The following is a 13,003-nucleotide window of genomic DNA, read 5'->3' as shown; positions in this document are numbered from 1 at the left end:
CTGCGGTCACCCTGTACTTGGCCGCAGCCGGGAGTCCGGTTCCCCCTACTTTGCGAGCCTCCATGCCAGCAGCCCCTCAGGCGCCTCGTCGGGCACGAAGCCCGCCTCGGTCAGCTCGGCGCGCAGGGTGGCGGCGGAGGGCCGGTAGGTGACGCTCTCGACGACGTCCTCGCTGATGACGGCGTCCCCGTGGACGATCCGGTAGGTGAAGCTCGCCTCGATCTTCTCGCCCTCGACGGCGTGCGTCCGCCCCCAGATCTCGTAGGTGTGCCTGCCCACCGGGTAGGCGGCCATCCGGGAGGGCTCGCCGGGCACCGGCATGGGCCGCTCGGCGAAGTTGAAGACCAGCCGGCCGCCGGGCACCAGCCGGCGGGCGAGGGTCTCCCACAGCTTCGGCCGGTCGTCGATCGCGTAGAGCACGGCGATCATCACGACCATGTCCACCGGCTCGTCGAGGTCGACGTCCAGCGCGCCGTACGGCAGGACGGTCACCCTCTCCAGCAGGCCGGGACGGGCCGCGAGCCTGGACAGCAGCACCGACCGCATGCCGAGAGAGGGCTCCAGGGCGAAGATCTCGCCGTCGGTGGCGTCGGCGATGACCTCGGTGATGAGGCCGGTGCCCGCGCCGATCTCCAGCACCGACCCGCGCACCAGCGGGGGAAGCTTCTCCCTCACCTCAGGCACGTGCCCGTCCTCGTGCCACAAGTCATAGAAGGGGACAGCCGGGGCGTACTGGTCAAAGGTCATGGACTGTTTCTAGCGGCTGCAGCGACTCGCCGTACCAGACAACGGTGATCCGCTCGCCGAACTCCAGCGCCGCCAGCGCGTTCTGGAACACCGGCCCCTTGGTCACCCGCCAGCGGAACGGCGGGCGCGGAAGGCGGGCGAGCGAGGCGAGCAGGCCGCCGATCAGCGTGGCGACGCCGAACTGGGTGAAGATGTTGGCCAGGCGCAGCGCCTTGCTCAGCGGGTTGCGGATGGGCGAGCAGACGATCTGGTAGATCGGCCCGGGCGCCTGCGCCAGATACGAGTAGTGCACGTCGCCCGACAGGATCAGCACCGGCTCGCCTAGCTTGACCAGCAGCCGCGCGAGGTCGTCGAAGGAGCGGCGGAAGGCGGCCCAGTGCTCCAGGTCGAAGGTCTGCCGGAACCACTCCGACAGCCGCGCGACGGTCTTGCCCCACCTGCCGTCGCACAGCGCCTCGTTCCAGTTCTGGACGTAGTGGACGCCCTCGGGCAGCAGGAACGGGATCGACGAGCCGATGATCAGCCGTCCTCGCGTGCGCGCGATCTGGTCCCGCAGCCATTCCCACTCGCCGGGGTCGAGCATCCGCCGGTCGCCGGGCGTCAGCTGGCGCGCGCACCTGGTGTCGACCACGATCAGCCGGGAGTGTCCGAGGTCGCGGGCGTAGCTCCACCTGTTGCTGCTCGGTTCGGCGTCGGCCTTGGCGGCGAAGTCGTCGAGCACGGCGGCGCCCTCGCCCCGCTTCAGCGCGGCCAGCACCGGGTCGCCCGCGCGCTCGTCCGGCGACATGTTGCCCAGGTGCTGGTAGATCCAGTAGGCGCCGAGCCCGGCGACCACGCGCCGGTGCCACCAGGGGGTGTGCGCCATCGCGGCGCGCCAGTCCTGGGAGGTGTTCCAGTCGTCGCGCAGGTCGTGGTCGTCGAAGATCATGGCGGTGGGCACCGTCGACAGCAGCCACCGGATGTCGGGGTCGTCGGTCCACGCCTGGCGGTAGAGCGCGGCGTACTCCTCGAAGTCGGCGATCTCCTGGGCCGGCTCCTCGCCGGGACTCCTGCGCGAGGCGATGAGCTCCAGCACGGCCGGTGCGGGCTTGTCGGCGTAGACCTGGTCGCCGATCATCAGCAGCAGCTCGGGCAGCGGCCTGTCGCTGCGCGCGTAGGCGCGCAGCACGTCCACGCCGTGGGTGGCGGTGTGCGCCGCGTCGTGCGGCACGCTGGTACGGCAGGAGCCGAACATCACCCGCGAGGGCCCTTCGGGCGGCATGAGTTCGATCCGGCTGGGCCGGTCGATCGGCCACACCTGCTCGCCGTTCACCTCGACGGTGTACTCGCCCTGGAAGCCCTCCAGGTCGACGATCGCGTAGTGGTGGCCGTGGACGGTGAAGGTGGGGGTGTCCCACCGCCCGCACACCGTGACCACGCCGGGCTGGTCGGTCTCCACCCAGATGGCGGCGTGCGTGGAGTCGACGTAGCGGAGCATCGGACCGACGAGCAGATCAGCCATTCGTCCCCTCGATGTGACGTTTCGGCGCGGTTCTCGCCTCAAGACTGCCAGAGTGGCATGTTCCCCTCGCGTCGATCTCCAGCTTGGATCTTCAGTATGGGGATCAGCCACGGGTTACGCTGATCATCACAGAACCGCCCATGGGTAAAGCAATGGCGCTCTTCCCGCTTTGGGCGTACATAACAGGAGGAATCCTTCCCATGACCGTCATGGTGCCGTCAAGGACGCCGGCCCTGATCACACCCGGGCGACAAGCCCTCGACTCCGCTCTCCACCAGCTCGACCAGGCGGCCGAGCACCTCGGCCTCGACCAGGGCCTGCGCACGATGCTCGCCACGCCGCGCCGCTCGCTGACCGTCTCCGTCCCGGTCCGCCGCGAGGACGGCACGATGGACGTCGTGCAGGGCTTCCGCGTCCAGCACAACGTCTCGCGCGGCCCCGCCAAGGGCGGCATCCGCTTCCACCCGGCCACCGACATCCACGAGGTCACCGCGCTGGCCATGTGGATGACCTGGAAGTGCGCGCTGGTGGGCATCCCGTACGGCGGCGCCAAGGGCGGCGTGTGCGTGGACCCGACCGCGCTCACCACCAGGGAGCTCGAGCGGCTGACCCGCCGCTACGTCAACGAGATCCTCCCGCTCATCGGCCCCGAGAAGGACATCCCCGCCCCGGACGTCGGCACCGACGAGCAGACCATGGCCTGGATCATGGACACCTACAGCGTCAACGCCGGGTACTCGGTGCCGGGCGTCGTCACGGGCAAGCCGATGACGCTGAGCGGGTCGCTCGGCCGTGCCGGGGCCACCTCCAGGGGCGTGCAGATCGCGACGCTGTCCGCGCTGGGCCGCTCCCCCGAAGGGGTGAGCGTCGCCGTGCAGGGCTTCGGCAAGGTGGGCGCGCTGGCCGCGCAGTACCTGTCCGACGCGGGCGCCAAGGTGGTCGCGGTCTCCGACGTCACCGGGGCGGTCCACAACGCCGCCGGGCTCGACATCGCCGGCCTGCGCGCGTGGGTGGCCGAGTCCGGCGGCGTCGCCGGCTACCGGCACGCCGACGCGATGGACCACGCCGCGCTGCTGGAGCTGGACGTGGACGTCCTGGTTCCCGCCGCGCTGGAGGGCGCGATCACCGCCGAGAACGCGCCGCGGGTCAAGGCCCGGCTCATCGTCGAGGGTGCCAACGGCCCGACCACGCCCGAGGCGGACGAGATCCTGGCGGCGCAGGGCACCACGATCGTCCCCGACATCCTGGCCAACGCCGGCGGCGTGATCGTGTCGTACCTGGAGTGGGTGCAGAACATGCAGGCCTACTCGTGGAGCGCCGACGACGTCGAGATCAGGCTCCGCGACCTCATGGAAGGCGCCTTCGGCGAGGTCAGGTCGGTGGCGGAGGCGCGCGGGATCACCCTGCGCCAGGCGGCCCACGTGATCGGCGTGGGCAGGGTCGCCGAGGCCCACCAGATGCGCGGTCTCTACCCCTGACGCGTGTCCGGGCGGCGCGGGTGAAGATCCGCGCCGCCCGGGTCCTTAGGATGCGCGCTATGACATATCCCGACCCGATCTACTTCGACGACAAGGGCGAGAACAGCGCCGTCCACCGTCCCGCCGGATCCGCGCCCGACCTGGTCTACCCGACCGGCAACACTGTCGACTACCTGGCCACCGGTGCCTCCACCGGCGGCCTGTTCGGCCTCTACCGCTGGAACATGGGGCCCACGCCGAGCGGCCCCGGACCGCACTTCCACAAGACGATCACCGAGTCCTTCTTCGTCCTCGAAGGCACGATCAGCATCTACAACGGTGACCGCTGGCTCGAGACGAAGCCGGGCGACTGGGTCCACGTGCCCGCGGGCGGCGTGCACGGCTTCCGCAACGAGTCGGGCGAGCCCGCCTCCATGCTGCTGCACTTCTCGCCCGGCGCGCCTCGCGAGGGCTACTTCGAGGGCCTGCTCGACGTCGCCACCATGAGCGACGAGGAGAAGGCCGAGTTCTACCTCCGCCACGACAACTACTGGCTCTGAGCGGTTCAGGCTTACGCGTAGGGGGCGGTGATGACCTCCATGCGGTGGCCGTCGGGGTCGTCGAAGTAGACGCCGCGGCCGCCGTACAGGTGGTTGATCATCCCCGCCTTCGCGTGCCCTGGATCGGCCCAGAAGTCCAGGCCGCGCGCCTGGATGCGCCCGAAGATCTCGTCGAACTCGGCCTCGCTGACGATGAAGCAGTAGTGGTTCGGCCGGACGTCGGCCGAGTCCATGTAGTCGAGGGTGACGCCGTTGGCGGTCTCGACGGGCACGAACGGGCCCCACTGCGGGCCCGCCTTCAGTCCCAGGATCTCCGCGATGAAGGCGGCGGAGGCGTGCTTGTCCCTGCTCGGCACGATGGTGTGGTTCAGGTCGACAGCCATGACACCACCGCACCATCGTTCACCGCCCCTGGCAATTCCGGCACGCGCGGACACGTACACAGTCGCCAAGCCGGCCCACGACCCCGGCCCGCGACATGGCCCGCGACCGGGCCCATGACCTGGCAGAACGCCACCCTGCCCGATAGAGTGCGCAAGATCAAAACTTGGGGGGACGGGTGCTCAGGCTCGTGGTGGCGGCGGGGTTGCTCCTGCCGGTGGGCGCAGGTCCCACCGTGGACGCGCGCGACTCTGCCGGCGGGAGCGGCGCGGCGGTTCCCGCGATGTCAGCGCTGTCGGTGCCGGACCGGCGGGTTCTCACGCCGGGAGGCGACCGGCTCGGGCACGCGCCCGTGGCGCGACCGTACACGGGCAGGTACCGGCTGGCGGGGCTGCTGGTGAGCCACGACCCCGTCAGCCGCAGGGAGCTGACCTGCGGCGCGGTCGTGCTCCGGTCGCACAGCCGCAGCCTGGTGCTGACCGCGGCCCACTGCCTGTACGGCGACGGCCACCGCTTCGACCGGATCGTCTTCATGCCCGCCTACAACCGCGACGGCTCGGGCCGTCCGGCGCTCGGCGTCTGGCCCGCCGTGCGCTTCTGGGTGCCCAAGCGATGGCGGGCCAGGCCGTACTCCACCGCCCAGCTGCCCTACGACGTCGGCGTGGTTGGCGTCGCCGCCGGGAACCGGCAACTGGAGGAGATCACCGGGCCGGGGCTGCGGCCGCGCCTCACCCGCAGGGGCGACTCGCTGTCGCACCTCGAGCTGCTCGGCTACCCGATCGGCGGCTCCTACCCCGGCAGCGACCTCCACCGTTGCGTCGGCGACGCCGTCGAGGGCGGCGCGGCCGGGCCCGGGGTGCTCGTCACGCGCAACTGCCACGCCGCGCCCGGCGACAGCGGAGGGCCCGCCGTGCTCGGCCGTGCGGTGGCCGGCGTGGTCTCCTCCTCCAGCCCGTTGCGGGACGCCGCCGGGTTCACGGTGATGACGCGGCTGACCCCGAGACCGTTCGGCAGGCTCCTCGCCGCCGCCGACCGCGCCATGGCCCCCCGGACGTTCACCCGCTGACAAGCCCCGCTCCCCGCGGACCATCCCTCGGCCGCCCCGAACCATCCACCGGCCCCGCCGGCCTTCGCCCGCCGAGGTGCCCCCGCTCCCGCGGATCGTCCGCAGGTCCTCAGGCGACGAGGGCCGCCTCGCGGTCGCAGGCGGCGACGATCTCCTCGCAGACCTCGTGCGTGACCAGCGCGTCCTGCGCGCTCAGCACCTCGCCCGCCCGCACCGCGGCGAGGAAGGCCATGCCGGCCTGCTCGACCCCGCGCTGCCGCGACACCGGCACCCAGTCGGGCCGCCGCACCAGCGTCTCCCCCGCGGGGCCGTGGTCGACGACGTCGCCCAGGTTCACCACGCGGCGCTTCACGCCCTCGCCCAGCACCTCCAGGCTCTCCTCCGAGGCCGCGCCGACCCTGTTCATGACGCCGTGCGCCATGAAGCCCTCGCCCGCCAGCTCCAGCACCAGGTGCTCGACCAGCCCGTCACGCATCCTGGTACGGATGCGTGTCTCCGTCACGGGCCCGGGAGCGAGGAAGCGGAGCGTGTCGACCACGTGGATGAAGTCGTCGAACACCGCCCTTCTCGGCGTGTCCGGCAGGGCAGGACGGTTCTTCTGCATGAGGACCAGATGGCGCGACAGGTCGAGCATGCCCGCGTAGCCGGGGGCGTAGCGGCGGTTGAAGCCCACCATGAGGGAGACGCGCCGGTCGGCGGCCAGCCGTACCAGGTGGCGGGTCTCGTCGAGGGTGTAGGCGACGGGCTTGTCCACGTAGACGTGCACCCCCGCCCTCAGCAGCGGCTCCACGATCGCCGGGTGGGCCTCGGTGGCCGCGTGCACGAACGCGGCGTCGACACCCGCCTCGACCACCTCCTCGACCGAGGTGGACCGCTCGGCCACGCGGTGCGCGGCGCCGAGCCGGCGCAGGGTCCGCTCGTTGCGGGTGCACAGGTGCAGGTCGAGGTCGGGCTGGGCGGCCAGCACGGGGAGGTAGGCCTTCTCCGCGATGTCACCCAGGCCGATCATGGCAATCTTCATGCACCGAGCGTAGTGCGCCCGCTTCGCGCCCGCCCGCTGCCCTCTCACACGCCCAGCGTCGCGCGGAGGGCGTCGTCGATCGGGGTGGGCTTGATCCCGAAGGTGTCGGTGAAGGCCGACGAGTCGATCTCGAACGGCGCCACGAACTGGTAGCGCGTGTGCCGCAGCTCGCCGATCAGCGGGTTGACCAGCCCGATCGCCCGCACCAGCGGCCACGGCAGCCGGCTCATCCGCGGCGCGGGCAGTCCCAGGACGGCCGCCATCCGGTCGCCGATCTCCCTGAACGTCAGCGGCTCGCTCGTCGGCACGTGCCAGGCCCTGCCCCAGGCCCGTTCGTCCGCGGCCGCGACGACGAGCGCCTCGGCCACGTCCGGCAGGTACGTCCAGCTGTGCGGAACGTCGGCCGGCCACACGAGCGGGATCGTCCTGCCCGCCCTGAGCGGCTTGATGAAGCGGTCACCCAGGAAGGACTGGTCCGTCGCCCCGGGTCCGAAGTAGTCGGACCCGCGCACCTCGGCCACCCTGACCCTGCCCGCCTCGTGCGCGGCCAGCATGTCGGCCCACATCGCGGCCCGCACCTGGGCCTTCGGGCTGTCGGAGGCCGGCGGCAGGTCCTCGGTCATCGGCCCCTGAACCGGGCCGTAGCTGTAGAGGTTGCCCAGCGCCACCAGCACCGCGCCGCTCTGCTCGGCCGCCGCCAGGAAGGACGCGGCCATCGGCGGCCAGTCGGTGAGCCAGCGGTGGTACGGCGGGTTGACGCAGTTGTAGACGGCGTCGGCACCCCTGGCGATCTCGACCAGCGCGGCGCTGTCGGCCACGTCGGCGGCCACTTTCCTGACTCCTTCGGGACCGCTGCCCGAGCGGGTGACGACCACGACCTCGTGGCCCTGCGCGATCAGCTTGCGAGCCACGTGCCGGCCGACCTGACCCGCGCCCACGACGACATGCTTACCCATGATCAACCTACCTTCAGAAGAGACGCGTACGAGTGTGGCCTGATCTCACTACTGGTGCCACAGCAGGCGGAGGACCCCGTTGACGACGAAGGCCGCACCCAGGACGACCGCCGGGGTGAGCGCCCCGGCAGCGTAGAGCGCGAGCGCCCCGCCGCCGAACCAGGCGACCTCGAACAGCCCGCGCGCGATCCCCGTGAGGGGGTAGGTGGCGTTGGCGCCACCGCCCGCCGCGAACAGGCCCCACAGCACGCCGAACAGGACAGGCGCGCCGAGGCCCAGCAGCAACCGCAGGGCCCAGGAGGATCCGGCGGTGAAGCCCCAGTAGCCGACCGCGCCGATGACGCCGAGCTCCAGGAAGAACATCAGAGCCAGGTTGGCTCCCTTGGCGATGGCGAGCATGCGAACCTCTTCGTGAGCGCCGTTCATTGACGAGAGCAATGCTCTCCCAAGAGAGCGGAAGAGTCAAGAGCAGTGCTCTCGTTTTTTGGCGGCGCTCTGGTAGCGTGCTTCGCATGACGACCGCAAGCCGTACCGCCAGAGAACGCGTCCGCGCGGAGCTGATCAGGGAGATCACCGACATCGCCCGCCGGCACCTGTCCACCGACGGCGCCGCGGGCCTGTCGTTGCGGGCCGTGGCGCGGGAGATGGGGATGGTCTCCTCGGCCATCTACCGCTATTTCCCGACGAAGGACGATCTGCTGACGGCGCTGATCATCGACGCCTACAACGCGGTCGGCGCGGCCGTCGAGCAGGCCGACGCCGGGTGCGCCCGGGACGACTTCCTCGGGCGCTGGCTGGCGATGTGCCGGGCGATCAGGGCGTGGGCGCTGGCGCACCCCCACGAGTACGCGCTGATCCACGGCACGCCGGTGCCCGGCTACCAGGCCCCGGCCGACACCGTCGATCCCGCGGCGCGTGACGGGATCATGTTCGCGAAAGTGCTGTCGGACGCCCACGCGGCGGGGGCGATCCAGGTGCCCGCCGACACGCCGGCCCCGGAGGAGTTCGCCGGCGACGCCGCCGCGCTCCGGGAGGCGATCTTCGTGGGGCTGCCGGACGAGGTGATCCTGCGCGGCATCCACGCCTGGACGTGGGTCTACGGGTCGGTCAGCTTCGAGCTGTTCGGCATGTACAACAGCGTCGTGACCGCGCCGGCGGCCACGTTCGAGCACGGCGCCCGCTCGATCGCGCACTACCTGGGCCTTCGCTGAAACGCGAGGCCCGGCCGGCCATGACGCCGACCGGGGGTACGGCGAGGCGTGCCGTACCCCCGGGGTGAGTCACGTCAGCGGGAGGCCCGGTTCACCGCCGAGATGATCGCCTTGAGCGAGGCCGTCGTGGTGTTGCCGTCGATGCCGGCTCCCCACAGCACCTGGCCGTTGACGTCGCACTCCAGGTACGAGGCGGCCTTGGCGTCGCTGCCGGCGCTCATCGCGTGCTCCACGTAGTCGAGCACGCGCACCTCGAACCCGAGCGCCGAGATCGCGTCGATGAACGCCGAGATGGGCCCGTTGCCGGTGCCCTCGACCTCACGGATCTCCCCGTCGATGCGCACGTCGGCGCTGATGCGGTCCTTCTCGTCGACGGTGGACTCGTGGCGGTGCGCCATCAGGCTGAGACGGCCCCAGCGGTTGGCCGGGTTCGGCAGGTACTCGTCGGTGAAGATGTCGAACATCTGGGCCGGCGAGATCTCGCCGCCCTCCTCGTCGGTGCGGGCCTGCACGACCTTGGAGAACTCGATCTGCAGCCGGCGCGGCAGGTCGAGCTGGTGGTCGGCCTTCATGATGTAGGCGACCCCGCCCTTGCCGGACTGGCTGTTGACCCTGATGACCGCCTCGTAGCTGCGGCCGATGTCCTTGGGGTCGATCGGCAGGTACGGCACCGCCCACCGGAAGGAGTCGACCGGCACCCCTGCGGCGGCCGCGTCGGCGGCCAGGTGCTCGAAGCCCTTCTTGATGGCGTCCTGGTGGGAGCCGGAGAAGGCGGTGTAGACCAGCTCGCCGCCCCACGGGTGGCGCGGGTGCACGGGCAGCTGGTTGCAGTACTCGGTGACCCGGCGGATCTCGTCGATGTCACTGAAGTCGATCTCGGGGTCGACGCCCTGCGAGAACAGGTTCATGCCCAGGGTGACCAGGCAGACGTTGCCGGTGCGCTCACCGTTGCCGAACAGGCAGCCCTCGATGCGGTCGGCTCCGGCCATGTAGCCCAGCTCGGCGGCGGCCACGGCGGTGCCGCGGTCGTTGTGCGGGTGCAGCGACAGGATGACGGAGTCGCGGTAGGCCAGGTTGCGGTGCATCCACTCGATCTGGTCGGCGTAGACGTTCGGGGTCGCCATCTCGACCGTCGCCGGCAGGTTGATGATCACCTTGCGGTCGGGGGTGGGCTGCCACACGTCGTTGACCGCGTTGCACACCTCGACCGCGTACTCCAGCTCGGTGCCGGTGAACGACTCCGGGGAGTACTGGTAGTGGACGTCCACGTCGGAGGCCTCGGCCAGCTTGCGCACCAGCTTGGCGCCCTCGACGGCGATCGCGGTGATGCCCTCCCTGTCCATGCCGAACACCACCCGCCGCTGCAGCGTGGAGGTGGAGTTGTACAGGTGGACGATGGCCTGCTTGGCGCCCCTGATGGCCTCGAAGGTCCGCTCGATCAGCTCCGGCCTGGCCTGCGTCAGCACCTGGATCACCACGTCGTCGGGGACGCGGCCCTCGTCGATGATCTGCCGGACGAAGTCGAAGTCGGTCTGCGAGGCGGACGGGAAGCCAACCTCGATCTCCTTGTAGCCCATCCGCACCAGCAGCTCGAACATCTTGAGCTTGCGGTGGGAGTCCATCGGGTCGATCAGCGCCTGGTTGCCGTCGCGCAGGTCGACGGCGCACCAGCGGGGCGCCTTGGTGATGACCCGGTCGGGCCAGGTGCGGTCGGGCAGCCGGATGGGCTCGAACGGCTGGTATCGCTGGAAGGGCATGGAACTGGGCTGCTGAGCGGTCATGTCATGATCCTCGTCGGTCGGAAGGAAACGGCCGACGCGCATGACTCGCTCCGCGACGAGGGAGCCGGCCTTCTAGAGGCCCCCGCCGCGGCGGCTAAGAAGCAGTCCACGCAACACGTCAAGCACGCTACCAGACGCTCAGGAACGCTTGTGTCAAGGTCTCGCATCGCGAGACACGAGCACGGACAGACAGGTCACGCAGCCTTCGAGCTTCTCGAACTCGGAGATGTCCACCTGGACCACCTCGAGCCCGCGCTTCTCGAGCGACGCGGCGGTGGCGGGCGCGGAGGCGGCCATCAGCACGCGGTCGCCGCCCAGCAGGACCAGGTGGGATCCGGCCTCCTCCTCGGGCACGAGCAGCCCGGGCAGGTCGACGTGCCCGGGAACGCCGATGAGGGTCCCGTCGGGCAGCGCGGTGACGGCCGACTTCAGGTGCAGCACGCCGCGCATCTCGACGGGCACGACCTCCCGCTCGGGCAGGTGCGCGGCGAGCTGGGCGATGCCCTCGTCGTTGGTCCTGGCCGACCTGCCGACGTAGATCCGCGAGCCGACCTGCAGGACGTCGCCGCCGTCCAGGGTGCCGGGCCCCTCGATGCGCCTGATCTCCAGGTCCAGCGCCTGGACGGCCGCCGCCACCGTCTCCACCTCCGGCCGCCGCTCGGGCGCTCCGGGCCTGGTGAGCACGGCGGTGCCGGCGCTGACCACGACCGCGTCCTCGACGAAGACCCCGTCGGGAAGGTCGTCGGCCCGCTCGACGTGGCGGATCTCCCAGCCGTTGGCGCCGAGCGCCTCGACGTAGCGCTCGTGCTGGCGCGCCGCGAGGTCGGCGTCGACCGGCTCGCGCTCGATGTTGGTGACGATGCCCTCGGCCAGATGGGGGCCAGGCGTTCTGACCAGCGCAATACCCGACATGGGATGATTTCTACCACGCGGTGGTTAGAGTCTGATCCATGCAGGACAACGAGATTCTCAGCAGGATCAACGCCCTCGTGACCGAGGAGCACGAGCTGCGCGGCCGGCTCGCCTCCGGCGAGGTCACCACCGACGAGGAGAACGCCCGCGTCAAGGAGCTGGAGGCGGCGCTCGACCAGTGCTGGGATCTGCTGCGCCAGCGCAGGGCCCGCCGCGGCGTGGGCGATGACCCCGACTACGCCGCCCCCCGCCCGGCCGACGAGGTGGAGAACTACCAGCAGTGACCTGCGCCGCTCCCGGCCGGTAATTCGCTGGCGGTCCGCCGCGCTGGTGGGGTTGCCTGGCCTCATGGACATCCGGCGCATCGACCTCGACCCGCCCGGCGACCTGCTGACCGGGCTGCACGCGGCGTTCCTCGCCGCCGACGCCGACCATCCGGGACCGCGCATGTCGCTGCCCGGCTACACCGCCATGGTGTCACGCGGCTTCCCCGGCGACGTGATGGAGGCGTGGGCGGTGGTCGAGGACGGCAGGGTCGTGGCCGGCTACGGCCTGGGCCTGCCGATGACCGACAACACCCACCTGGGCGTGGTGCGCAGCCTCGTGGTGGTCCCCGAGCGCCGTCGCCGCGGCCTCGGCACCGCCCTGGTCGCCCACGCCGCCGGCCGGGCCCGTACGGCGGGCCGCCGCATGCTGCTGACCGAGGCCCCGGCGAAGGGCCCGGCCGACGGCTTCGCCCGCGCGACCGGCTTCACCCCGTCACTCGGGGAGGCGCGCAGGGCGCTCGACCTGCGCGCGGCCGACTGGGCCCGCGTCGAACGCATGCTGGCCGACGCCGAGCCGTACGCCGCCGGCTACCGTCTCGAGCGCTGGGCGGGCACGGCCGCGCCCGAGCTGCACGCGGACCTGGCGTTGCTGATGGAGGGCATGAACGACGCGCCCCACGGCGACGACGTCGAGGGCATGCGGTGGGACGCCGGGCGCATCGAGGCGATCGAGGCGACGAACGCCGAGTTCATGCAGCAGACCTACTCCATGATCGCCAGAAGGGCCGCCGACGGGGCCGTGGCCGGCTACACCCGCATCTACGTCGACCGCGCCGAGCCGGACGGCTGGGGCCGCCAGGCCGACACCGTGGTGCTGGGCGAGCACCGGGGGCACCGCCTCGGGCTGGTGCTGAAACTGGCCAACCTGCTGTGGTTCCGCGAGATGGAGCCGGACGTCGACCGCATCATCACGTGGAACGCCACCTCCAACGCGCACATGCTCGCGATCAACGAGGCGATGGGATTCGAGCTGGTCGACGAGTGGACCGAGTGGCAGCGGGAGGTCTGACGGCGCCAGGCCGAATAATTCATCCTACCTTCGGGTGATTTCCGTTGTGTTAAGCGGAGGTTAGATAAACCGTCA

14 protein-coding genes are annotated in these 13,003 nt (G+C 71.0%); 6 read left to right on the top strand and 8 right to left on the bottom strand.

Features of this window, described 5'->3' with window-relative positions; translation table 11 throughout:
- Positions 1–45: 45 nt before the first annotated feature.
- Both ACWENQ_RS03475 and ACWENQ_RS03470 read right to left on the bottom strand, forming a co-directional pair.
- Positions 46–747 carry a class I SAM-dependent methyltransferase gene (locus ACWENQ_RS03475; RefSeq protein ID WP_354906558.1) on the bottom strand — a complete coding sequence of 234 codons (702 nt, stop codon included), beginning with the start codon at positions 745–747 and terminating at the stop codon, positions 46–48.
- Positions 737–2,248 carry an alkaline phosphatase D family protein gene (locus tag ACWENQ_RS03470; RefSeq protein ID WP_452412767.1) on the bottom strand — a complete coding sequence of 504 codons (1,512 nt, stop codon included), beginning with the start codon at positions 2,246–2,248 and terminating at the stop codon, positions 737–739. Before ACWENQ_RS03470 ends, ACWENQ_RS03475 begins: the two co-directional genes overlap by 11 nt.
- A gap of 200 nt (positions 2,249–2,448) precedes the next feature.
- Between ACWENQ_RS03470 and ACWENQ_RS03465 the strand changes: the two genes are divergently transcribed.
- Positions 2,449–3,726 (top strand): Glu/Leu/Phe/Val family dehydrogenase, encoded by a 1,278-nt coding sequence (locus ACWENQ_RS03465; protein WP_452412766.1) that lies wholly within the window; start codon positions 2,449–2,451, stop codon positions 3,724–3,726.
- 59 nt (positions 3,727–3,785) lie between these two features.
- A complete protein-coding gene (locus ACWENQ_RS03460; protein ID WP_354906561.1) occupies positions 3,786–4,265 on the top strand; it encodes a cupin domain-containing protein in 480 nt (159 codons plus the stop codon).
- 11 nt (positions 4,266–4,276) lie between these two features.
- Here the strand turns inward: ACWENQ_RS03460 and ACWENQ_RS03455 are convergent, their stop codons facing one another.
- Positions 4,277–4,648 carry a VOC family protein gene (locus ACWENQ_RS03455; protein WP_354906562.1) on the bottom strand — a complete coding sequence of 124 codons (372 nt, stop codon included), beginning with the start codon at positions 4,646–4,648 and terminating at the stop codon, positions 4,277–4,279.
- 164 nt (positions 4,649–4,812) lie between these two features.
- On the opposite strand from ACWENQ_RS03455, the gene ACWENQ_RS03450 reads away from it, so the two are divergent.
- Positions 4,813–5,712: a trypsin-like serine peptidase gene (locus ACWENQ_RS03450; protein WP_452412765.1), complete on the top strand. Its 900-nt coding sequence runs from the start codon at positions 4,813–4,815 to the stop codon at positions 5,710–5,712.
- Between the two features lie 109 nt (positions 5,713–5,821).
- On the opposite strand, the gene ACWENQ_RS03445 is transcribed toward ACWENQ_RS03450, so the two are convergent.
- From ACWENQ_RS03445 to ACWENQ_RS03435, 3 genes are read right to left on the bottom strand one after another with little or no spacing between them, the layout of a single operon-like run.
- Complete coding sequence (locus ACWENQ_RS03445; protein WP_449916669.1) at positions 5,822–6,733, bottom strand: Gfo/Idh/MocA family protein; 912 nt, start codon at positions 6,731–6,733, stop codon at positions 5,822–5,824.
- Between the two features lie 44 nt (positions 6,734–6,777).
- On the bottom strand, positions 6,778–7,689 hold the full coding sequence (locus ACWENQ_RS03440; protein WP_449916672.1) for an NAD-dependent epimerase/dehydratase family protein: 912 nt from the start codon (positions 7,687–7,689) through the stop codon (positions 6,778–6,780).
- A 48-nt stretch (positions 7,690–7,737) separates the two neighbouring features.
- Positions 7,738–8,088: a YrdB family protein gene (locus ACWENQ_RS03435; protein ID WP_354906566.1), complete on the bottom strand. Its 351-nt coding sequence runs from the start codon at positions 8,086–8,088 to the stop codon at positions 7,738–7,740.
- A 113-nt stretch (positions 8,089–8,201) separates the two neighbouring features.
- Here ACWENQ_RS03435 and ACWENQ_RS03430 point away from each other — a divergent pair, with 113 nt between their 5' ends.
- Positions 8,202–8,900, top strand: a complete 699-nt coding sequence (locus ACWENQ_RS03430; protein ID WP_449916674.1) for a TetR/AcrR family transcriptional regulator — start codon at positions 8,202–8,204, stop codon at positions 8,898–8,900.
- Between the two features lie 74 nt (positions 8,901–8,974).
- On the opposite strand, the gene leuA is transcribed toward ACWENQ_RS03430, so the two are convergent.
- Together leuA and ddaH are read right to left on the bottom strand one after the other, a co-directional pair.
- On the bottom strand, positions 8,975–10,681 hold the full coding sequence (leuA, locus tag ACWENQ_RS03425; protein ID WP_449916676.1) for a 2-isopropylmalate synthase: 1,707 nt from the start codon (positions 10,679–10,681) through the stop codon (positions 8,975–8,977).
- Between the two features lie 153 nt (positions 10,682–10,834).
- On the bottom strand, positions 10,835–11,593 hold the full coding sequence (gene ddaH / locus ACWENQ_RS03420) for a dimethylargininase (protein WP_449916679.1): 759 nt from the start codon (positions 11,591–11,593) through the stop codon (positions 10,835–10,837).
- Positions 11,594–11,631: 38 nt separating this feature from the next.
- Between ddaH and ACWENQ_RS03415 the strand changes: the two genes are divergently transcribed.
- Entirely contained in the window at positions 11,632–11,877 is a 246-nt protein-coding gene (locus ACWENQ_RS03415) for a DUF2630 family protein (RefSeq protein WP_354906570.1), read from the top strand.
- A gap of 64 nt (positions 11,878–11,941) precedes the next feature.
- Positions 11,942–12,928 (top strand): GNAT family N-acetyltransferase, encoded by a 987-nt coding sequence (locus tag ACWENQ_RS03410; RefSeq protein WP_449916682.1) that lies wholly within the window; start codon positions 11,942–11,944, stop codon positions 12,926–12,928.
- The last annotated feature ends 75 nt before the right edge of the window (positions 12,929–13,003 follow it).

Source organism: Nonomuraea sp. NPDC004354, from assembly GCF_053602555.1.
Note: the sequence above shows the minus strand (reverse complement) of the source record. Positions and strands in the feature narration are given on the sequence as shown.